Here is a 20,558-nt window from a genome sequence, read left to right on the forward strand (position 1 = left end):
TACCATGAAACCTGATATGTCCGTCACAATCGCCGGCATCGAACTGCGCAATCCGGTGATGACCGCCTCCGGCACCTTTGGCTATGGCCAGGAATTTTCGGAATATGTGAACCTGGAGAAGATTGGCGCCTTTGTCACCAAGGGGCTGTCGCTCAAGCCGCGGGCCGGCAATCCCACCCCGCGCATTGTGGAGACCCCCGGCGGCATGCTGAATGCCATCGGCCTGCAGAATGTGGGCATCGACGCCTTCATCGCCAAGAAGGCCCCCTTTCTGGCGCAGGTGAATACTCCGGCCATCGCCAATTTCTTTGGCTACACTATCGACGAGTACGCCGAACTGGCGCGGCGGCTGGACGAGGTGCCCGAGGTGGCCGGCCTGGAGGTGAACATCTCCTGCCCCAACGTCAAACAGGGGGGCATTGTCTTCGGCACCGATCCGAAATGCGCCGCCGACGTGGTCAGCGCCTGCCGCGCCGCCACATCCAAACCGCTGATCGTCAAGCTCTCCCCCAATGTCACGGATATCGTGGCCATGGCCCAGGCCTGCGCCGACGCCGGTGCCGACGCTCTGTCGCTGATCAATACCCTGACCGGCATGGCAATTGACCTGCAGCGCCGCAAGCCGGTGCTGGCCAATGTCACCGGCGGTCTGTCCGGTCCGGCCATCAAGCCGATCGCCCTGCGTATGGTGTGGCAGGTGTTCCGGGCGGTCAAGCTGCCGATCATCGGTATCGGCGGCATCATGAACGCCACCGATGCGCTGGAGTTCATCCTGGCCGGTGCGACCGCGGTGCAGGTCGGTACCGCCAGTTTCATCAATCCCGGTGCGGCCGAGCAGATCGCTGACGAGATGCAAGCCTGGCTGGTCGAGAATAAGGTCGACAGCATCACCAGTCTGATTGGCGCCCTGGAGGCATGACCGAGCTCTGGCTCTCTTTTCTGGCGGGACTGGCAGGCAGCGTCCACTGTCTGGGGATGTGCGGCGGGATCGTTACGGCCCTGGCACTGGCCGGTGCGCCACAGTCGCCGCAGCGGCGTTTCATGGGGCAATTGGCCTACCACGGCGGCCGCATTGCAACCTACACCCTGCTGGGGCTGGCAGTCGGCTTTCTTGCGCAGACCGCTCTGCTGACCGCGTTGAAGCCGTATTTCCTGTGGCTGTTTGCGGCGGCCAACGCTGTGGTGATGGTCGTCGGCCTGGCCACAGTCTGCGGAGTGTGGAATTTCGGCCTATCCTCCCTGGATGGCAGCGGCTGGGGGTTTTTAGGGGCAGCCCTGGGGCGTGCCGCCCGACGTGCCTCGCCAGGGGCACTGGCCGCGGCCGGGCTGATGATGGGACTGATCCCCTGCGGCATGGTCTACGGGGTGCTACTTCCCGCAGCTACCAGCGACTCCTGGCTCAAAGGGGGAGCAATGATGCTGGCCTTCGGGCTGGGGACCCTACCGGCTCTGATGATCTACGGCCAGCTTGCCGCGACCCTGTCGGCCTCCTTCGGCATCATGCTGCAGCGCCTGACGGGGCTGGCAGTGGCTGGCCTGGGGGCTTTCGGGCTGTGGAGAATAGTGGCCGCCATGGGGCATTATCACCATTAGCAGTTTTTCGGCAGTAATATGCCATACCTTGTGGTACAGTCTTTGACATTGAGGAAGCACGTCGGTCGCTGGTGGGCCGCCCAGTCTTCAAAACTGGTGGGGGGGATGAGAAATCTCCCCGGTGGGTTCGATTCCCATGTGCTTCCGCCATCAAGGTAACTAGTTGATTTTGTTGCAATAGTTTGAGCCTTGGTTCTCCTGTGTAACCTGTTTTGCTACACAGAAAAGGATCAGGGCTTATGTCGTCTTACCTGCTTAACAGGAACGGACACTATCACGTTCGTATCCGCATCCCCTCTGATCTCACCGCAACCTTACCCGGCATGGAGCTTGTGAAGTCCCTCAAGACTCGGGACGCTAAAACTGCACGGCTCACGGCTCTCCCTTTCCGTCAAAACATCTTCAGAACGTTCACTCTATTGCGTTCCGGCTTTATCAGTGCTGAGCAGGCGCGAGAATCCATTGACAGGGCCATGAATCGGTCACGAAGGGTTCGCCTGCCGCTTCCCCTATGAACGCTCCTGCGCCCAATTTGGAGCCGTCAGCGTGTGAGCCTCCACAACTCCTTCCGAGGGCTGAGCAACCGGGACAGTCACGGAGGCAGTCACCGCTACTCTCGGAGATAGTTGAGCAATACCTGAATGTACGAGCCCCCAGGATGCTCCAATAACACCACCTGCATGGAATCCCAACACCAAACTCATACGGTAGCACCGCGCTGTCAGGCAGATCTGAAGTATAATATTTTGTAGAACTGCTGCCGAGGTAAACAGATGGAAAAATCGCCGGTAGAAATACTCATTTTTGAGGACTCTCCTGCGCAATCCATGGTGACAATGCTAGCGGAATCCCGGAAACCTGTCTTCTCGGTGCAGCAGGTCAGAACTCTCGCGGACGGACTTAGCCTGCTGCGGAGCCGGAACTTCGATGCCATCATAGTGGATCTCGATCTTCCGGACAGTCAGGGGCTTGAAACCGCGTTGGCTGTACGGGACCAGACGAGACAGACGCCGATCATCGTAATTACCGGTTCCGACGATGAGGAAGCCGCTCTGGAAGCATTGCAGACGGACATCCACGACTATCTGAACAAGGTAGAAGTAACCGGCGCTCTGTTGAAACACTCGATACGGTCCGCCATTCAAAGACAGCGCGATTTACAGGCACAAAGGATGTCTGAGCAGCGGTTTTATTCTTTTATGAATAACCTTGCAGCCCCGGCTTGGATCAAGGATTTGGATGGCCGATACGTGTTCTGGAGCGCGGGAAACGCCCCCCCTCTCAGCAGTTTCTTCCCCGACCGTACAGGCAAAACCGACGAAGATGGATTCCCGCAGGAGACCGCGCGACAGCTCCGTGAGAATGATGCACGGGTACTTGCCACAATGACGAGCCAGCAAATGGTAGAGGTCATGTGCGTCGACGGTGTTGAGCATCATTTCATCGTCAACAAGTTTCCGATTCTTGGTGCCGAAGGGAAAGCGACAGGTGTTGGCGGCATTGCCCTAAACATCACCGAGGGCGTGAGGGCGACTGAGGCGCTGCGCCTGAGTGAAGCACGGTTTCGGGCTTTACATGACGAAAGCCCTGTCATGATCTTTACTCTTGATGCGGATGGTACCATTATCTCGACCAACTCAGCCTGCACCGATCAGCTGGGCTATCGGGACTATGAACTGACAGGCCAGTCGGTTCTGAAGATATTTCATGAAGAGAACCGCTCCGCCATTGTCCAGCAGTTGGAAAGGTGCAGGCAGAACCCGGACCAGGTGTACCGATGGCAGTCCCGCAAGATTCGCAAGGACGGGGAGCTGCTGTGGGTGGAGGAAACGGCCCGAGTTGTGTACAACCTGAACGGCGCCCTGAATGTGCTGGTGGTCTGTCAGGATATCACTGAGAGGAAGCGGGCAGAAGAGGCGATCCTGAAATCGGAGAAAAAGTTTGTAACGGTTTTTCAGAAGGCCCCGGCATTGCTTGCCATCACTACTCTGAAGCATGGGATATTCATTGATGTTAACGAAACAATGCTGCAAACACTAGGATACCGGCGAGACCAAATGATCGGCCGGTCGGCATTGGAGCTCAACCTCTGGGAAGATTTGTCTGACCGTAACGCAATTCTGGAAGCCCTTGAAGAAACGGGATCGGCCAACAACATCGAAGTCCGGATCAGGGGGAAGGACGGCCAAACCCATACCTGCCTCTTTTCCGCTGAGTACATCGGTTTTAACGGGGATCAGTACATACTAAGCCTCGTGGAAGACATCACCGCTCGCAAGGTTATGGAGGAAGCACTGAGACAGAGGGAAGAGACACTCCGGCTTTTTGTCGAACATTCCCCCGTACCCATCGTCATGGTTGACAAGGATATGAAGTACGTCTATGCAAGTCGCCGCTGGTTTAAAGCCTTTGGCCTGAAAGACATGGACGTTCGTGATCGCAGCCATTACGATATCTTCCCCGATATACCGGAAAGATGGAAAGAGGTTCACAGACGTTGCCTTGCAGGAGCAACGGAACGGAATGAGGCTGACCATTGGGAAAGGGACGACGGCACATCCGTCTGGACTCATTGGGAAATCACGCCGTGGTACAAGAACTCAAAAGAGATCGGGGGACTGGTCATTCTTGCTGAGGATATCACCGCCCGCAAGCAGGCGGAGCAAGAAATCGTGCGGCTAAATGCCGAGGTTGCTGCTCGGGCCGTCGAACTGGAGAAAGCCAACCTTGAGTTGGAGGCGTTCAACTACACTGTGGCCCATGACCTGCGCAGTCCATTGAACCTCATCAGCGGCCACTGCCAGATAATGATGGAGGCATGCGGTGTCACGCTGGATGAAGAGTGCAGAGCTTACCTGCAGCAGACATACGACGGTGCTTTGCGGATGAATAAGCTGATCTCGGCCCTGCTCGATTTTTCCCGCATGGCCCACGCCGAACCGCACCGGGAAAATCTCGATCTGTCAGCCATGGCACTGGCTGTGGCTGCAGAATTGAGGCGGAGCGCACCGGAACGCAATGTCGACTTCAGAATCAGCGAAGGGGTTGTGCTTGACGGGGACCGGGAACTGTTGCGGGTGGTCCTGGACAACCTTCTCGGTAACGCTTATAAATACACGTCGAAGCGTGATGACGCAGCAATAGATTTCGGCGCGACCGAGATAGATGGCGAACCCGCATGTTTCGTACGCGATAATGGCCCCGGATTCGACATGAGTGATGCCGGCAACCTCTTCATCCCATTTCGGCGGCTCACAGGAACCTCGGAGCAGAGAGGCTTCGGCATAGGACTGGCCACGGTAGACCGCATCATTCGGCGCCACGGCGGGCGGATATGGGCCGAGGGGGAACCGGGAAAGGGGGCGACGTTTTACTTCACGGTTGGTGCAAGGGGATGAAGAAATCGCTATCGCTATATAAACAAATGTATAAACGTCATGTTATGTGATTAATTTGATTCCCATGTGCTAAAAAAAGGACTTAGGTGCACTTGCCACCTAAGTCCCTTTTTGCTTGTACGCATATACAGTCAACAATCTGGAACTTTTGTAAGCTTCCCTGTCTCTGAACACATAAGGAAACCATGGATATTTATATCCTTTGGTACCAATGGATGATTTCTTATAAGCGAAACGGATTTGGCTACAGATTCCTCGGCATTTTCAAAACCTTTCAACCAACTGCAGAAATCTATACCGCAATAGTTGATCATCTCTATTTGGGTCTTCGGGATATTCCTATCCAGCATTTTCTGAATTAGCTTTGAAGTATCAAGTCCTTGCATTCCACAGTCACTATGACCAATAACTAAAATCTCTTCTATATTCAGATCGTATATCGCAAGCAACAAACTTCTCATCACACTGCCAAACGGATGTGAGACAACTGCACCAGCAGTCTTTATTACGTGTATGTCTCCATTCTTAAAATTGAGTGCTGCTGGTAAGAGTTCCATAAGCCGTGTATCCATGCAGGAAAGTACGGCAGTTTTCTTGTTAGGATATTTTGTCGATTCATATTGCTTATACTTTTCTTCTTCGACAAATTTAAGGTTATATTCAAGCATGTTATCTATCGTGCTCATTTTACGTATCCCCCTTTCTCGCATTAATTACTATCAAGGGCCAAGGATGTCAATGTAAGGAAGACACATAGACCAAAGAAATACTCATATCGGCAAACGGCTGGTGCAGGTCCGGGCTACCTGGCCTAGCACCAGAGATTATCAGAGGTGCATTCATATCCCCACACACATAACCCCAGATCCATGTCATGCCTGAGTTACAAGGTGTCTCAATTGTGGGTGACTTTGCTGCACGAGGTATGATATTTTTCTTCCGGCAGGATAGAGACAAAGTAGCTTCAGGGGTGGCTGATTAAGGTCGAATTTAAAAAAGACTTCATAATCAGGTGATTACCAGAAAATTTTGCACTTGCCATGTTTCGCCATCCATTGTAACCCCCTTTGCAGCCAACCGATTCCTCGGTTTATTCGCGATGCAATTTCAAACTCGGAAAAAAGTCGGAGAAAGGCCATGAGCACAATAGCCAAAAATACTGTCGTAATCCTCAGTTATAAGGTTTCAGACCTGGATGGAGAGGTTATCGATGAAGGAGCCGAACCTCTCGTTTACCTGCATGCCGGTTATGAGGATATTTTTCCTCGCATCGAAGCGGCGCTGGAGGGCAAATCCGTTGGCGACAAGATAACAGTGACCCTGCAGCCGGGCGAGGCCTTTGGCGAATATGATGCCGAACTCGTACGAGTGGAGCCCGCATCCATCTTCAGCGAGCCGGTGGAGATAGGCATGCAGCTGGAGAGCGACGAAAACGAGGATGGACCGATCTTCAGGGTCACCGATATTGCCGGGGATAAGGTCGTGCTGGATGGCAATCATCCGCTGGCGGGGATGGTTCTTGTTTTCGAGTGCACCGTGGAGACGGTGCGGCCGGCAACTGCCGAGGAAATAGAATCAAGCGGAAACAGGGGCGATTGAGGTCCAGGCCTTTTACTACAACAGATGGAAAGAAAAAACCGCCGAAAAGAGGCGGTTTTTTTGTGTGATTCAACGTTCCTGCAGATGCGGGGCCCCGGCCTCATCAAATCCCCATGGATTTCACGACTGGCGCCCCAGCACCTTCAGTTTCAGATTCAATATCGCGTGATCCAGCGAAACCTCGAACCTGTCGCAGAGCTCGCCCATCTCCAGTTTTTCGAGATCGGTTTTATATACCAGGGCAGCTGAAGTCTGCCCCTCCAGCTTCAGCTTCAGCAGGTACACACCCAGTGCCCCCACGGTGTTCCCATCCACCATCGATATTTCCGGCAACGAAATTCCGCGCCGTTCCACAATCCGTTTTATAACCTGCTCGATCATGACCCGCACCTGAATGTAGTGTAGCTACTGCCATACCAGATAACTTTTTAATGAACAACAGTTGTTTGTCTCCTGCTCCGTGAAATGTCAATACAGGCCGATTGGAGGCGAGAATGTGGCTATCTCGTGTGAGAGAGAAGGGAGGCCCGAAGTCTGCCGAATAGTCCACAGGGTGCAGAATATTCTGCATGCTGAGTGGCGATATGCATGCGGTCGATATGATTTTTTTCAATATTTCAAGGGCTTGAATTTTTTTGAATTGTGGCACATTCCTTGAAAACCCATTAATCCAGCAATACACGTTCAAGGAGTAATCCATGAAAAACAGACTATTCACTGCGGTCATTATCGTGGCAGCCATGACACTGCTTGCAGTGCTTGCCTTTCATGTCAGGATTGGGGCAACTGCCGACTCGGTGGCGGTTTTGAGCACCAAGGGCATGACCTGCGGCAGTTGCTCGAGCACGATCAGCAAGGCCCTGGAAGCGATGAAAGGGGTGGCGGCCACCGAGATTGATGTCGAAGGGGGCTGGGTCGTGGTGGGCTATGACACGAAGAGCGTCAAGCCGGAGTCGCTGGCAGAGAAGGTCAGCAGCGTCGGCTTCGGCAGTAACGTTCATCTGGTGCTGACGCCGGAGCAGTTCCGGCAGATTACCGGAAGAGATATCGGCGCAAAAGCGGCCCGGGAGTCGGGATGTTGCGGCGGCAAGGGTGGCGGATGCGGAACCGGCAAAAAAAGCTGAAAAAGGGAGAACACATGGCGACACAGCGTATGAAACGGGGAGTATGGGCAGGTATCGTTGCAGGCGTGCTGCTGATTGGCGCAGCCGGAGTATTCGCTTTTTCACTGGGTAAATACGAGAAAGTGAAAGCGAGCAACGGAATTGTCACCGTGCCGGTGGCGAAACTGGCTGACGGCAAAGTGCACTTCTACAAAATCGAGGATGGCGGCAAGGAAATCAGCTTCTTTGCCGTCAAAACCGCCGACGGCAGTTACAAGACCGCCTTCGACGCCTGCGACGCCTGTTTCAAGGCCAAAAAGGGCTATGAACAGCAGGGAGACAAGATGAACTGCAAGAACTGCAACCAGAAGTTCGCCATCGACCGCCTCGGCCCCAATGCCACCGGCGGCTGCAACCCCGGTTATCTGCCCCACCTGGTGAATGGCAGCACCATCTCGATCAAGGCCGATGATCTCAAGGCAGGAGCGAGATACTTCTGATGAAGCTGCATTCCATCTCCATCAACAATCTCAAACGCCGCAAGGCCAAGATGGCATTCCTGACGATCGGGCTGATGGTCGGGATCGCCACCATCGTCACCCTGGTGACCCTGACCCGCTCCATGTCGAGCGATATCGAACGCAAGATGGACGAGTTCGGCGCCAATATCCTGGTGACACCCCGGAGCAACGGTCTGGCCATGAACTACGGCGGTATCAGCCTGGGAGGGGTGACCTTCGACCAGCGCGAGATCCGCGAGGATGACCTGGCTGCCATCAGGACCATCGCCAACAGCAGGAACATCTCGGCCGTGTCTCCCAAGGTCCTGGGAGGGGTCAAGATCGACAGCCACGATGTGTTGCTGGTGGGGGTCGATTTTGCGAGCGAGCTGAAGATGAAGCAGTGGTGGAAGGTCTTCGGCCATGAGCCGAAATCCGAACGGGATCTGTTGCTCGGCTCCGATGCGTCCAGGGTGCTCAATGTCTCTTCCGGCGACAGCCTGACCATCCAGGGGGAGCAATTTACCGTGGCCGGCGTGCTGGATCAGACCGGCTCCCAGGATGACGCGCTGGTGTTCGCCTCGCTGAAAAAGGCCCAGAAGCTCCTCAACAAAGAGGGCAAAATTACCCTGGCCGAAGTGGCGGCCCTCTGTTCCGGCTGCCCCATCGGCGACATGGTGACCCAGATCGCCGAAAAGCTGCCCGATGCGAAGGTTTCGGCCATTCAGCAGGTGGTGGAAGGTCGCCTCAAGGCCCTGGACCAGTTCAAGCGCTTCTCCTATGCCATGGCCGGAGTGGTGATATTCATCGGTTCGTTGATCGTGTTCGTGACCATGATGGGCAGCGTCAACGAACGCACCACCGAAATCGGCGTCTTCCGGGCGATCGGCTTCAGGAAGAGCCACATCATGCGCATCATACTGCTGGAGGCCGCCCTGGTCAGCCTGCTGGCCGGTCTGCTCGGCTATGCCGCCGGTATGGGAGGTGCCACGCTGGCCCTGCCGTTCATGGCGGAGAGCAAGAATGCCAAGCTGCTGTGGGATGGCTGGGTGGCGGGGGGCTCGATTGCGCTGGCTCTAGTGCTGGGGCTGCTGGCGAGCCTGTATCCGGCGTTGCATGCCAGCAGGATGGACCCAACCGAAGCCCTGCGGGCGCTGTGAGGCGGCCACTTTTCCGCAATCTCGGCGTCAGGCTTCGGGCCTCCTTGTGCGGCGTAGCGTTGTTTATGCCCTTCAGGGTACTACGCCTCCGCGTCGGCTCTTGCCTTCCTTGACCTTGCGAAAAATTGACCGCCTCTTAACAGGCTTGATTCAGGCTCCCTTGGTCGGAATAAAAAAGTAGTGGGTGGAGTTATATGGCACTGATCGAAATGAAAAACGTACGAAAAGAGTACACCAGCGGCGGCGAGGTGGTCGAGGCGCTGCGCGGCGTGGACATCACCATCGAAGCTGGCGAATTCATCACCATCATGGGGCAGTCCGGCTCCGGCAAGAGCACCCTGCTGTCGGTGCTGGGGGGCATGAACCATCCCACCGCCGGCGAGGTGGAAATGGCCGGCGTTGAGCTGTACCGGCTGCCCGGCGAAAAACTGGCTGATTTCCGGGCGAATAACCTGGGCTTTGTGTTCCAGTCGTTTCACCTGATCCCCTACCTGACCGCCGCGGAAAACGTCATGCTGCCGCTGGCCATCGTAAAGACGAGCACTGCGGCCAAAAGGACGGCGGCGCGGCAGGCCCTGGAAAGGGTGGGGCTGGGGAACAAGCTGGACCGCCTGCCGAACCAGCTCTCGGGTGGCGAGCAGGAGCGGGTGGCCATCGCACGGGCGATCGTCAACAACCCCCACATCCTGCTGGCCGACGAGCCCACCGGCAACCTGGATTCCAAGAACAGCCAGGAGGTCATGGCGCTGTTCCGGGAGCTGAACGATGCCGGTCAGACCGTGGTGATGGTTACCCACAATCCCGAGAATGGGGACTATGCGGACCGTACCATCACCCTCAAGGACGGTATGGTGGTATGAAAAGAGGAGCGATTGGAGATGCCATGAAAAAACAGGTTCTCACTGGCCTGCTGATGCTGCTCGTGGCGGCCCACTCCGCAGCGGCATGGGCGGAGGCGCCGAACGTGCCGGCGGAGAACCCGGCCGGCCTGGTTGCTGCGGCGATCGACAACAACCCGGAACTGCGCTCTTCCCAGTCCCGCTGGAGGATGTTCGCCAGCAAGGCCCAACAGGCCGGGGCGCTGGACGACCCGATGTTCATGTTCAAGTTGCAGAACATGCTGGCCCGCGAGCCGTTCGTGTTCAACAAGGACCCCCAGTCCGGCAAGGTGATCGGCATCTCGCAGCAGCTTCCCTTTTGGGGCAAACGGGCTCTGCGGCAGGAGGTGGCCCGGCATGAGGCCGATTCCTACCGCTGGAACATCGAGGAACGCAAGCTGGAACTGGCCCGCATGGTCAAGGAGACCTGCTACCAGATCTGGGCCATCGATAAGGGTTTGGAGATCGTCGAGAAAAACCTGAAGATTTTGACGGATTTCGTGAGCATTGCCGAATCCAAGTATTCCGTAGGGCAGGGGGTGCAGCAGGATATCTACAAGGCGGGGCTGGAAAAATCCAAGATGCTCGACATGCAGATCACCCTGCGGCAACAGCGCAAGAGCCTGGAAGCCAATCTCAACTACCTGGCGTTCCGCCCGGCAGACACCCCTGTGGGGCGCATCCCGGATTTTACCCTGCCGCAGGTCCCGCTGACGGCCGACCAGTTGAACCGCCTGGCCCTCGATAACCGTCCCCAGATCAAGAGTCTGGCCAGCCTGGCCGACAAGGGACAGGCCGCACACCGCCTGGCGCAGAAAGAATTCTATCCCGATTTCAACCTCTCCTTCGAATACATGTTCCGTGAGGCTGTTTCCACGGACATGACGAAAGACCCGGGTTACAACATGTTCAGCCTCGGCCTGACCTTCAACCTGCCCTTTCAGCGTGAGCGCCGACAGGCCATGCTGGCTGAATCCACGTCGGAAACCGCCATGGCGACCGATGAACTGAATGCCCTGAAGAATTCCATCGGATTTGCCATCAACGATTCCCTGGCCCAAATGGAGCGCCGCCGCAAGCTGGTGGAACTGTACGAAGGGGGCATCATTCCCCAGGCCGAACAGGCCCTGGAGTCGGCGGTCATCAACTACCGGGTCAACAAGGTCGACTTCCTGACCCTGCTGGACGGGCGGGTGAACCTGTTCAACTACGAGCGGGAGCTGTACGAGTCCCGGGCAGAATACATGATACGCCTGGCGCAGCTGGAGGCCGCGGTGGGGGCTGATTTGTCGGGGAGTCAAAAGCAATAGAACGCAGTACAGGCGGTAAAAGCAGATAACTTCAGATTTTAGGCATGTCTGCCTGGCTCCGCATCTGACTTTATCCGCTGGTACAGCTTTTTCCGGGTTCCATTACATTAAGAGGTTCCAGACATGGCACTGAACAAGAAAATCACCATTCCCCTGACCATCCTTACTCTGGCCGTGGTGGCAGCCAGTTGGCTGTACAGGTCCGGCAAGCTTTCGAAGGCGCCCGGCCTGCACAAGGGCGACGGTCATGCCACGCAGGAGCAATCGGCCACTCCGCTCTACACCTGTCCCATGCATCCCTTCATCATCAAGGACAAGCCGGGCACCTGTCCGATCTGCGGTATGGAGCTGATCAAGAAGCTCAATGACGCCCAGAACGCCGCGACCATGACGCCGGAACAGAAACAGCAGGCGGACATGCTCGGCCGCGTGGCCCTTTCGCCCACCCAGCGGATCATGGCCAATGTGGCTACGGTGGAGGCGAAGCCGGGCATCCTCAACAAGGAGATCAATGCCGTCGGCATCGTGCAGTACGATCAGTCGCGCCAGGCCAAGGTCACTGCCTGGATAGCCGGCAGGATCGACAAGCTCAATGTCAGTACCGTGGGGGCCTTTGTCAGCAAGGACAAGCCGGTTGCCGAAGTCTATTCCCCCGATCTGCTGGCCACCCAGCAGGAATACCTGCTGGCGGTCAAAAGCCGCGATCAGCTGAAGAACTCGCCGATACCCTCCATCGCCCAGAATGGGGACGGCCTGGTCGCTTCGGCCAAGCAGCGCCTGATGCTGTTCGGTGTCAAGGAGAGCCAGATCGCCGAGCTTGAACGGGCCGGCAAACCCACCATCCGGCTTCCGATCTACACGCCGCTTTCCGGGGTAGTGATCGAAAAAATGGTGCAGCAGGGGCAGTACGTCAATACCGGAGAGGTGCTGTTCAATATCGCCGACCTTTCCCGGGTCTGGGTGGAGATCGACATCTTCGAAAACGAGGTGCCGTTCGTGCGGGTGGGGCAGCAGGTGGAAATCCGCTCCTCGGCCGACCCCAGGATGGCCTCCAGAGGCAGGATCAGCTTCGTGTATCCCTTTCACGACCCCAAGACCCATACGGTCAAGGCCCGGGTCGAAATGGCCAATCCCGGCTCCATGCTGAAACCGGACATGTTCGTCAACGCCATCATCCGGGTACCGGTAGCAAAAGGCATTGTCCTGCCGATCAGCGCGGTGATCGATACCGGCAAGCGCCAGGTGGTATGGGTGGAATCTTCTCCCGGCACCTTCGAACCGCGCGACGTACAGGCAGGAGAGCGGGTGGACGACAAGATCCAGATCCTGTCGGGGCTCAAGCCGGGGGACAAGGTGGCGGTCTCCGGCGGATATCTGATCGATTCCGAGTCTCAGCTCAAGGGGGCAGGGGGCCAGGACCACAGCCAGCACGGCGGGGCTGCACCCGGACAGAAAGCCCCGGCCGCATCTCCGGCACAACAGGCGCCCGCAAAGGGGAGTCTGAAGATGGATGATATGAAAATGTGATGAAATGCAGGGACCAGGAACCAGGGACCGGGGACCGGTAAAGGCTTTTTGTCTGTCACCGGTCCCTGATCCCCGGTCCCTGATCCCCGAGGTTTACAATGATCGAAAAAATCATCGAATACTCCGCCAGAAACCGCATCGTCGTGCTGATGGTCTTCGGACTGATCATCGCCTGGGGGGCCTGGGCGGTGCACAAGACCCCCGTAGATGCCATCCCGGACCTGTCCGACAACCAGGTGATCGTGTTCACCGAGTATCCCGGCCGCTCGCCCCAGGTGGTGGAAGACCAGGTGACCTATCCGCTGGCGGTCAATCTGCAGGGGTTGCCCCAGGTGCGCGCGGTGCGGGCCTCCTCCGCCTTCGGTTTCTCGATGATCTACGTCATCTTCGAGGACAAGGCCGATATCTACTGGGCCCGGACCAGGGTGCTGGAGAGGCTCAATTACGCTGCCGCCCAGTTGCCCCCCGGCGTGGTCCCGACCCTGGGGCCCGACGGTACCGGCGTGGGGCACGTCTTCTGGTACACCATCCAGGGTCAGGGGTATGACCTGGAGCAGTTGCGCACCCTGCAGGACTGGTTCGTGCGCTACCAGCTCAACACGGTCCAGGGGGTGGCCGAGGTGGCCTCCATCGGCGGCTACGTGCGGGAATACCAGATCGACCTGGACCCCAACAAGCTGTTCGCCTACAAGATGAAGCTCAGCACGGTGCTGGAAGCGGTCAAGGCCTCCAACAAGGATGTGGGGGGCAGGCTGGTCGAACAGGCGGATGCGGAATACCTGATCCGCGGCCGCGGTTACGTGAAATCCAAGGCCGACCTGGAGAACGTCGTGGTCGGGGCCGACATGCGCGGCACGCCGATCTACCTCAAGAATCTGGGTACGGTCCAGATGGGGGGCGCCATCCGGCGCGGCCTGCTGGAGATCAATGGCGAGGGTGAGGCCGTGGGGGGCATCGTGGTGATGCGCTACGGCGAGAATGCCAACGACGTGATCCAGCGGGTCAAGGACAAGATCAGGGAGTTGGAAAAGGGGCTGCCCCCGGGCGTGAAGATCGCGGTATCCTACGACCGCTCCGACCTGATCTCCCGGGCCATCGATACTCTCAAGCATTCGCTGCTGGAGGAGTCTGTGGTGGTCTCACTGGTAATCCTGGCCTTTCTGCTGCATTTCCAGAGCGCCCTGGTAATCGTGCTGACCCTGCCGATCTCGGTCTTGATCGCCTTCATCACCATGAAGCTGATGGGGGTGACCTCCAACATCATGTCCCTGGGGGGCATAGCCATTGCCATCGGCGTGCTGGTGGACGCCGGGGTGATCATGGTGGAAAACTGCTACCGCCACCTCTCCGAGATGCCACCCGACCAGCGCGCTGGGAGGCGGCTGGAGGTGATCATTGCCAGTTCCAAACAGGTGGGGCGCGCCATCTTCTTTTCCCTGGCGATCATCGTGCTCTCCTTTGTGCCGGTCTTCATGCTGGAAGGGCAGGAGGGCAAGCTGTTCCACCCGCTGGCTTTTACCAAGACCTTCTCCATGATGGGTTCGGCCCTGATTGCCATCACCCTGGTGCCGGTACTGATGTACTTCTTCATGCGGGGCAAGATGCCGCCGGAGAGCGCCAACCCGGTCTCGACTTTCTTCATCCGGCTCTACTCGCCGGTAATACGCTGGGTGCTGAAGTGGAAAAAGACCACCATTGCCCTGAACGTGATAGCCCTGCTGGTGGCAGTGCCGCTGTTTGCCCGCCTGGGCAGCGAGTTCATGCCCCCCTTGGACGAGGGCTCGCTGCTCTACATGCCGGTAACGCTCCCCAATGTCTCCATCACCGAGGCCAAGCGGCTGATCCAGGTGCAGGACACCATCATCAAGAGTGTGCCCGAAGTTGAGCACGTGCTCGGCAAGGTCGGCCGGGCCGAAACCTCCACCGACCCGGCCCCGGTCTCCATGTTCGAGAGCATCATCATCCTCAAGCCCAAGGATAAATGGCGTCCGGGTCTCACCAAGGCCGACATCGTGGCCGAACTGGACAGCAGACTGCAGCAGATCGGGGTGCGTAACGGCTGGACCCAGCCGATCATCAACCGCATCAACATGCTCTCCACCGGGGTACGCACCGACCTGGGGGTCAAGATCTTCGGCAATGACCTGAACGTGCTCAAGGACCTGGCGATTCAGGCCGAGGCGATCCTGAAGCCGATCAAGGGGGCGGCCGACGTAGTGGCCGAGCGGGTGACCGGCGGCAACTACATCGACATCGACATCGACCGCGAGGCCGCGGCCCGCTACGGTGTCAACGTGGGAGACATCCAGGAGGTGATCGAAACCGCCCTGGGTGGGGAGATGCTTTCCACCACCGTTGAGGGGCGCAACCGCTTCCCGATCCGCATCCGCTACCTGCGCGACTACCGTGACAGTATCCCGGCTATCCGCCGCATCCTGGTGACCGGCATGGAAGGAACCCAGGTGCCGCTCTCGCTGGTCACCAGGCTGAAAATCTCCGGCGGCGCTCCCGAGATCAACAGCGAAGGGGGCATGCTGCGCTCGCTGGTGTTCCTGAATGTGCGGGGACGCGATATGGGGGGCTTCGTGACCGAGGCCAAGCAGGTGCTGGAAAAGAATCTCAAGCTGCCCCCCGGCTACTACGTGACCTGGTCGGGGCAGTGGGAGAACCAGATCCGGGCCAAGGCCCGCCTGCAGGTGCTGATACCGCTGGGCATGATAATCATCTTCGTACTGCTCTACTTCACCTTCCATTCGGCCCTGGAGGCCAGCATGGTCATGCTGTCGGTGCCGTTCGCCCTGGTGGGAGGGGTCTATCTTGTCTCGGCCCTGGGCTACAACCTCTCGGTGGCGGTCTGGGTCGGTTTCATCGCCCTGTATGGCATTGCCGTGGAGACCGGGGTGGTAATGGTGATCTATCTGCATGAGGCGCTCGACCGACGGCTGATCAACGGCCCCTGCACGGAGCAGGATATCTACGACGCCACCTTCGAAGGGGCGGTGCTGCGCCTGCGTCCCAAGCTGATGACCGTGGCAGTGGCGTTGTTGGGCCTGGTCCCGATCATGTGGTCCAGCGGCACGGGGGCGGACGTGATGAAACCGATCGCAGCCCCCATGATCGGCGGAATGATTTCGTCGGCGGTGCATGTGTTGATCATGACCCCGGTGATTTTCGTCCTGATGAAGAAGCGGGAGTTGAAGAAGGGGACGCTGAAATATTCGGGGATGAAGCATTAGTTTTGGACGGCTCCGCCCTTTCCGCCAGCTTGGTACCGTCCTCGCCGGTCCTTTTGTGCGGCGTAGCGCTGCTACGCCTCCGCGGGACCGGCTGCGGGTGCACCAATCTGACGAAAAAGTCGAAGCCGATTAGTAAAATCAAAAAAAGGAGAAATGAAGATGAAAAAACTGGTACTCGCACTGGCAGCAGCATTGGCACTGTCCGCACCGGCCGCTTTCGCGGCAATGGATATGGGGCATGGGGGCGGACATGAGATGGGGCATGGCAGCGCGGCCCATGAAGAGGTGGTGGATGGGGTCAAGGCCACCTTCCGGTTCATGAGCATGAAGGATCACATGAAGGCCATGAACATGGAGCTGCCGAAAGGGGTCAAGGAGACCCATCATCTGGCCGTTGAGTTCAAGGATGTCAAAACCGGCAAGCCTTTGACCGAAGGGGAGGTCAAGGTCAAGATTCAGGGGCCGGACAAATCGGAGCAGACCAAGGATCTGATGGGCATGCAGGGACATTTCGGAGCTGACTTCGAGATGTCGGCCAAGGGCAAATACGGCGTAATGTGCAAGTTCCAGCTGAAGGACGGCAAGGTGCGCAGTTCAAAATTCTGGTACACGGTAAAGTAGCTGTTGCCGATATGACGTCAAATGGGCTGGTCCCCTAGGGGACCAGCCCATCGTTTTTCAGCCTTCAGATGGCGGGACGATGTTTTCCGTCCCGTGAAGGCGTCTCAGGCGAGAACTGAAAAAGACAAAAGCGCCTTTTTTTCGAGAGGTGTAACCGCCTGGGACGGTGATGCCAGGGGATTTTTCTCCGGCTGGGCCGGCGTCAGCTCCACCACATCGTCCGGCAGGACCGGAGAGGTGGATCCTCTTTTTTGAGCAGGTTTTTCGAATCCCGTCGGGGATTCCTGCCGTTGGCTGCGGTATTCCGCTGCAGGGATTTGTTCCAGCTTCATCCGCGTCTCCTTCCTTTGTAAATCACACTATAGCATTTTTCGTCTCTCCGCCACAATCCAGGTTTTGCCGTGTGTTACCGTGTGCAGATTCAGGCCGTCCGCAAAAAAATTGCGGCATGCTGAAATCCGCAGAAATCCAGTCAGTCAGCGGATTTCAAATACTCGCCCATCCTCCGGGCGAGTGTTGATCGAAAAGCCCGGGAGCATACCTGATACCTTGAATACCTGATTTCCAGTACTTACGATTGGCATGTTTTATGTTTGTTCGCTATAGGGAGCAATAATAATAAGAACTTCAAGGAGGGTATATGAGGATCGCGTACCTGCTTGTGGTGGTCGCTTTAATGACGGCTTTCGGATGTAGCGGCGGCAGCTCCGGTACCGGTAAGACTGCCACCGAAAAAGCGCTGGTTTCAATCCAGATCCAGCCGACCAACAATCGTCTGGCCATCGGCACCAGCCTCCAGTTTTCCGCTGTCGGCACCTATGCCGACAACAGCACCCAGGATGTGACCGCCTCGGCCGTATGGAGCTCTTCCGATACCGCGGTGGCCACTATCGCCGCAAACGGAAAGGCCACTGCCGTTGCCGCAGGTACCACCACTATCACGGCAAAGGTCGCTTCGACCTCCGGCTCTACTGTTTTGACCGTGCCGGTCACAAAGCTCGATTCCATCAAAATCGAACCCGCTCAGGTGACAATAGCGGCCGGGACGACGACACAGCTTACCGCCAAAGGGCAATACACCGACAATACCAACCAAAAGCTGACCAATGCCACCTGGAGTTCCTCCGCAACGTCCGTTGCCACGGTAGCGACCGATGGAACCGTTACCGGCCTCGCCCCCGGCCAGGCCACCATCACTGCCAGCATGGACGGAGTGCCGGTTCCGGGAACGGCCACGGTAACCGTGACCTCCGCTACCCTGCGATCACTGAGCATAACGCCCCTCAATGCCACCCTTGCCTCCGGCATATCACAGCAGTTCGTAGCGAACGGGACCTTCTCGGACGACAGCCGGCAGGACATGAGTGCATCCGTGGCCTGGAGTTCCTCGAACCCGTCCGTTGCGGCAATTACATCGACCGGGATAGTCACCGCTGCCGCTGCCGGCACGACCACCATTACGGCAGTATCTCCTCGGGACGCTTCCATAACCGCCTCCACACCGCTGACTGTAACTACGGCGGTACTGCAGTCCATTGCCATCGCACCCGCCAACCCGAGCGCCTCTGCCGGGACGACCAGGCAATTCGTCGTCACCGGTCTGTTTTCCGACGGCAGCAACCATGTCCTGAGCGATTCGGTGGCATGGACCTCGTCCGACAGCTCGGTTGCGACCATCGCTCCGGATGGGAATGCCACCGCTGTTGCACCCGGCACGGCAACCATCAGTGCAACGTATGGCGACAAATCGTCTTCAACTGCTTTCACCGTGACCCCTGCGGATTTTTCAGGAACATGGGTCGGTACCTACACGATTTATGAGGATGCCAATAATTCGGTGGAAGTGGGCAAAACATACACCATGCAATGGGTCCTGAGTCAGAGTGGAACCTCCCTGTCCGGCGTCACCACCTTGCGCGACGGGTCACCCGAGCGGTCGGTCGGCACATTGACCGGCACCGTGACCGGGCAAACCGTGCGATTCAACTTCAAATATTATTCGCCTTATTACATGACCGATGAGGAGGACATCGGAAGTGGGACCGTCACGGGTGGCACCATGACCGGAACCGCCATCGAAAATCACACCAACGGCTGGAGTCTGAACTACCGGTTCGAGCTGACAAAGCAACCGTGACAGTGCACGTTTCAGGCATGATCCGATAATATCGAGTCGAGCCCCGGTCTTCTCTGCCGATTTCACGGCCGTTGAGAGGGCCGGGGTTTTCCTCGTTGGTCCGTCAGACGAATGCTCTCCGGTACTATCGGGGAGAGCCGATCATTCACAAAGGGCGCCTGCATGCTGCATCTCCTTATTGAGAGCCTCAGGGGGTGGGAAGCGACTCTGTTTTCGTTCGGGCTGCTGTTTATTGCCTTCATGGCAGGTTTGTTCCTGTATGGTTTCATCTTTCACTTTCTTGACCGCATGGCCAATCTGGGGTTCATATTCAGCGATCCCCGCATGGTGCAGCGCTGGTCATGGCCCGCCCGCGTGATACTGCCGCTTCTGCTGATGGCTGCTCTCTCCCCTTTTCTGCGGTTTCACGAAGATATCCGGGTAACGCTGCAGCATGTCTTTGCTCCCTGTCTCATCGCAGCGGGAACCTGGCTCCTGATCAATACGATTCTGGGGCTGGAGGACGTGGTTCTCAGCAGGTATGACGTGAGGGTCAAGGACAATCTCCGGGCCCGCATGGTGCATACCAGGATCAATGTCCTGGTCAAGATTTGCCTGGTGGTGCTCTTGGTGATCGCCTTTGCCCTGGTGCTCATGACTTTTGACCGCATCCGGCAGGTCGGTGTCAGTATCCTGGCCTCGGCCGGTATTATCGGCGTTATTGCCGGCATTGCCGCCCAGCGCTCCATCGCCAATTTTTTCGCTGGCATCCAGATTGCGCTGTCCCAACCGATTCGCATCGATGATGTGGTGATCGTCGAGGGGGAATGGGGGGTTATCGAAGAGATAACGCTGACGTATGTGGTGGTAAAGATCTGGGACCTGCGGCGCCTGGTCGTTCCCATCATCTATTTTCTTGAGAAACCGTTCCAAAACTGGACCCGCATTACCTCGCCCCTGATAGGATCGGTCATGCTGCACACCGACTACACCATCCCGATCCATGAGCTGCGCGAGGAGTTACGGCGGATACTGGACAAAGCCCCGTACTGGAACCAGGTGGCCTGGGCACTGCAGGTTACGGATGCCCGGGAGCATTCGCTGGAACTGAGAGCCCTGGTCAGCGCGGACAGCGCCCCGAACCTGTGGGAGCTCCGCTGCCACGTGCGCGAGAAGCTGATCGAGTTCATGCAGGCCCGCTATCCCCAGTGCCTGCCGCGCTTTCGGGCGGAGATGGTTGATTCGGGGGATGCGGGAGACGGCGCTCCCCGTGGGAGTGCCGCCGGGCTGCCGAGCGGCCGACAGTCCGACGGGCCCCGGCCATCCTGAGAAGCCGCTCTAGGAAGGGTGCTTTTCCGCGGTGGGAGCCATGTTGAACTTCATTGGCTGTGCCGGTGCAAATTTCATGGACTGCACCGGCTCGAAGCTCATGCTCGGCACCGGCTTGAACTCCATCATCTGGAGCGGGGTGCTCTGAGGCAGGGACAGCTGGGGTTGAGAGGAGGGCGCCTGTTTTG

General features: G+C 57.6%; 18 protein-coding genes and 1 tRNA gene. 16 read left to right on the top strand and 3 right to left on the bottom strand.

Annotation, left to right across the window (positions count from 1 at the left end; all coding sequences use genetic code 11):
- The first annotated feature begins 4 nt into the window (after nucleotides 1–4).
- From GSVR_RS08570 to GSVR_RS08585, 5 genes are all read left to right on the top strand, one after another.
- Complete coding sequence (locus tag GSVR_RS08570) at nucleotides 5–919, top strand: dihydroorotate dehydrogenase (protein WP_173199059.1); 915 nt, start codon at nucleotides 5–7, stop codon at nucleotides 917–919.
- Complete coding sequence (locus tag GSVR_RS08575; RefSeq protein WP_173199057.1) at nucleotides 916–1,593, top strand: sulfite exporter TauE/SafE family protein; 678 nt, start codon at nucleotides 916–918, stop codon at nucleotides 1,591–1,593. The genes GSVR_RS08570 and GSVR_RS08575 overlap by 4 nt, the downstream gene beginning before the upstream one ends.
- 52 nt (nucleotides 1,594–1,645) lie before the next feature.
- Nucleotides 1,646–1,743, top strand: a tRNA-Sec gene (locus GSVR_RS08580).
- Between the two features lie 89 nt (nucleotides 1,744–1,832).
- A complete protein-coding gene (locus GSVR_RS22375; protein ID WP_370552066.1) occupies nucleotides 1,833–2,108 on the top strand; it encodes a DUF6538 domain-containing protein in 276 nt (91 codons plus the stop codon).
- Between the two features lie 258 nt (nucleotides 2,109–2,366).
- Nucleotides 2,367–4,991 (top strand): PAS domain S-box protein, encoded by a 2,625-nt coding sequence (locus GSVR_RS08585; RefSeq protein WP_173199055.1) that lies wholly within the window; start codon nucleotides 2,367–2,369, stop codon nucleotides 4,989–4,991.
- A gap of 131 nt (nucleotides 4,992–5,122) precedes the next feature.
- On the opposite strand, the gene GSVR_RS08590 is transcribed toward GSVR_RS08585, so the two are convergent.
- Entirely contained in the window at nucleotides 5,123–5,677 is a 555-nt protein-coding gene (locus tag GSVR_RS08590) for a carbonic anhydrase (protein WP_173199053.1), read from the bottom strand.
- A gap of 451 nt (nucleotides 5,678–6,128) precedes the next feature.
- Here GSVR_RS08590 and GSVR_RS08595 point away from each other — a divergent pair, with 451 nt between their 5' ends.
- A complete protein-coding gene (locus GSVR_RS08595; RefSeq protein WP_173199052.1) occupies nucleotides 6,129–6,590 on the top strand; it encodes a peptidylprolyl isomerase in 462 nt (153 codons plus the stop codon).
- Nucleotides 6,591–6,710: 120 nt separating this feature from the next.
- Here the strand turns inward: GSVR_RS08595 and GSVR_RS08600 are convergent, their stop codons facing one another.
- Complete coding sequence (locus tag GSVR_RS08600) at nucleotides 6,711–6,971, bottom strand: hypothetical protein (protein ID WP_173199051.1); 261 nt, start codon at nucleotides 6,969–6,971, stop codon at nucleotides 6,711–6,713.
- A gap of 317 nt (nucleotides 6,972–7,288) precedes the next feature.
- On the opposite strand from GSVR_RS08600, the gene GSVR_RS08605 reads away from it, so the two are divergent.
- From GSVR_RS08605 to GSVR_RS08640, 8 genes are all read left to right on the top strand, one after another.
- Nucleotides 7,289–7,714, top strand: coding sequence for a heavy-metal-associated domain-containing protein (locus tag GSVR_RS08605; RefSeq protein ID WP_173199050.1), 426 nt, complete (start codon nucleotides 7,289–7,291; stop codon nucleotides 7,712–7,714).
- 14 nt (nucleotides 7,715–7,728) lie between these two features.
- On the top strand, nucleotides 7,729–8,193 hold the full coding sequence (locus tag GSVR_RS08610; RefSeq protein WP_173199049.1) for a DUF2318 domain-containing protein: 465 nt from the start codon (nucleotides 7,729–7,731) through the stop codon (nucleotides 8,191–8,193).
- Complete coding sequence (locus GSVR_RS08615) at nucleotides 8,193–9,353, top strand: FtsX-like permease family protein (protein ID WP_173199048.1); 1,161 nt, start codon at nucleotides 8,193–8,195, stop codon at nucleotides 9,351–9,353. The genes GSVR_RS08610 and GSVR_RS08615 overlap by 1 nt, the downstream gene beginning before the upstream one ends.
- Before the next feature lie 194 nt (nucleotides 9,354–9,547).
- Nucleotides 9,548–10,213 (top strand): ABC transporter ATP-binding protein, encoded by a 666-nt coding sequence (locus tag GSVR_RS08620; protein WP_173199047.1) that lies wholly within the window; start codon nucleotides 9,548–9,550, stop codon nucleotides 10,211–10,213.
- A gap of 23 nt (nucleotides 10,214–10,236) precedes the next feature.
- Nucleotides 10,237–11,541 (top strand): TolC family protein, encoded by a 1,305-nt coding sequence (locus GSVR_RS08625; protein ID WP_173199046.1) that lies wholly within the window; start codon nucleotides 10,237–10,239, stop codon nucleotides 11,539–11,541.
- Nucleotides 11,542–11,664: 123 nt separating this feature from the next.
- The gene (locus GSVR_RS08630; protein ID WP_173199045.1) at nucleotides 11,665–13,068 is read left to right on the top strand and encodes an efflux RND transporter periplasmic adaptor subunit; all 1,404 of its coding nucleotides are present in this window, start codon (nucleotides 11,665–11,667) and stop codon (nucleotides 13,066–13,068) included.
- A 98-nt stretch (nucleotides 13,069–13,166) separates the two neighbouring features.
- The gene (locus tag GSVR_RS08635; protein WP_173199044.1) at nucleotides 13,167–16,304 is read left to right on the top strand and encodes an efflux RND transporter permease subunit; all 3,138 of its coding nucleotides are present in this window, start codon (nucleotides 13,167–13,169) and stop codon (nucleotides 16,302–16,304) included.
- Between the two features lie 159 nt (nucleotides 16,305–16,463).
- A complete protein-coding gene (locus GSVR_RS08640) occupies nucleotides 16,464–16,925 on the top strand; it encodes a hypothetical protein (protein WP_173199043.1) in 462 nt (153 codons plus the stop codon).
- A gap of 104 nt (nucleotides 16,926–17,029) precedes the next feature.
- Here the strand turns inward: GSVR_RS08640 and GSVR_RS08645 are convergent, their stop codons facing one another.
- Nucleotides 17,030–17,257 (bottom strand): hypothetical protein, encoded by a 228-nt coding sequence (locus GSVR_RS08645; protein ID WP_173199042.1) that lies wholly within the window; start codon nucleotides 17,255–17,257, stop codon nucleotides 17,030–17,032.
- A 308-nt stretch (nucleotides 17,258–17,565) separates the two neighbouring features.
- Between GSVR_RS08645 and GSVR_RS08650 the strand changes: the two genes are divergently transcribed.
- Both GSVR_RS08650 and GSVR_RS08655 read left to right on the top strand, forming a co-directional pair.
- On the top strand, nucleotides 17,566–19,062 hold the full coding sequence (locus GSVR_RS08650; protein ID WP_173199040.1) for an Ig-like domain-containing protein: 1,497 nt from the start codon (nucleotides 17,566–17,568) through the stop codon (nucleotides 19,060–19,062).
- Nucleotides 19,063–19,224: 162 nt separating this feature from the next.
- Nucleotides 19,225–20,370 carry a mechanosensitive ion channel family protein gene (locus tag GSVR_RS08655; protein WP_173199038.1) on the top strand — a complete coding sequence of 382 codons (1,146 nt, stop codon included), beginning with the start codon at nucleotides 19,225–19,227 and terminating at the stop codon, nucleotides 20,368–20,370.
- Nucleotides 20,371–20,558 lie beyond the last annotated feature (188 nt).

Source organism: Geobacter sp. SVR (assembly GCF_016865365.1).
GTDB lineage: Bacteria > Desulfobacterota > Desulfuromonadia > Geobacterales > Pseudopelobacteraceae > Pelotalea.

Excerpts from the sequence above, each read along its gene's own strand:
- GSVR_RS08570 (WP_173199059.1), top strand. The coding sequence starts at position 5 with ATGAAACCTGATATGTCCGTCACAATCGCCGGCATCGAACTGCGCAAT.
- GSVR_RS08575 (WP_173199057.1), top strand. The coding sequence starts at position 916 with ATGACCGAGCTCTGGCTCTCTTTTCTGGCGGGACTGGCAGGCAGCGTC.
- GSVR_RS22375 (WP_370552066.1), top strand. The coding sequence starts at position 1,833 with ATGTCGTCTTACCTGCTTAACAGGAACGGACACTATCACGTTCGTATC.
- GSVR_RS08585 (WP_173199055.1), top strand. The coding sequence starts at position 2,367 with ATGGAAAAATCGCCGGTAGAAATACTCATTTTTGAGGACTCTCCTGCG.
- GSVR_RS08590 (WP_173199053.1), bottom strand. The coding sequence starts at position 5,677 with ATGAGCACGATAGATAACATGCTTGAATATAACCTTAAATTTGTCGAA.
- GSVR_RS08595 (WP_173199052.1), top strand. The coding sequence starts at position 6,129 with ATGAGCACAATAGCCAAAAATACTGTCGTAATCCTCAGTTATAAGGTT.
- GSVR_RS08600 (WP_173199051.1), bottom strand. The coding sequence starts at position 6,971 with ATGATCGAGCAGGTTATAAAACGGATTGTGGAACGGCGCGGAATTTCG.
- GSVR_RS08605 (WP_173199050.1), top strand. The coding sequence starts at position 7,289 with ATGAAAAACAGACTATTCACTGCGGTCATTATCGTGGCAGCCATGACA.
- GSVR_RS08610 (WP_173199049.1), top strand. The coding sequence starts at position 7,729 with ATGGCGACACAGCGTATGAAACGGGGAGTATGGGCAGGTATCGTTGCA.
- GSVR_RS08615 (WP_173199048.1), top strand. The coding sequence starts at position 8,193 with ATGAAGCTGCATTCCATCTCCATCAACAATCTCAAACGCCGCAAGGCC.
- GSVR_RS08620 (WP_173199047.1), top strand. The coding sequence starts at position 9,548 with ATGGCACTGATCGAAATGAAAAACGTACGAAAAGAGTACACCAGCGGC.
- GSVR_RS08625 (WP_173199046.1), top strand. The coding sequence starts at position 10,237 with ATGAAAAAACAGGTTCTCACTGGCCTGCTGATGCTGCTCGTGGCGGCC.
- GSVR_RS08630 (WP_173199045.1), top strand. The coding sequence starts at position 11,665 with ATGGCACTGAACAAGAAAATCACCATTCCCCTGACCATCCTTACTCTG.
- GSVR_RS08635 (WP_173199044.1), top strand. The coding sequence starts at position 13,167 with ATGATCGAAAAAATCATCGAATACTCCGCCAGAAACCGCATCGTCGTG.
- GSVR_RS08640 (WP_173199043.1), top strand. The coding sequence starts at position 16,464 with ATGAAAAAACTGGTACTCGCACTGGCAGCAGCATTGGCACTGTCCGCA.
- GSVR_RS08645 (WP_173199042.1), bottom strand. The coding sequence starts at position 17,257 with ATGAAGCTGGAACAAATCCCTGCAGCGGAATACCGCAGCCAACGGCAG.
- GSVR_RS08650 (WP_173199040.1), top strand. The coding sequence starts at position 17,566 with ATGAGGATCGCGTACCTGCTTGTGGTGGTCGCTTTAATGACGGCTTTC.
- GSVR_RS08655 (WP_173199038.1), top strand. The coding sequence starts at position 19,225 with ATGCTGCATCTCCTTATTGAGAGCCTCAGGGGGTGGGAAGCGACTCTG.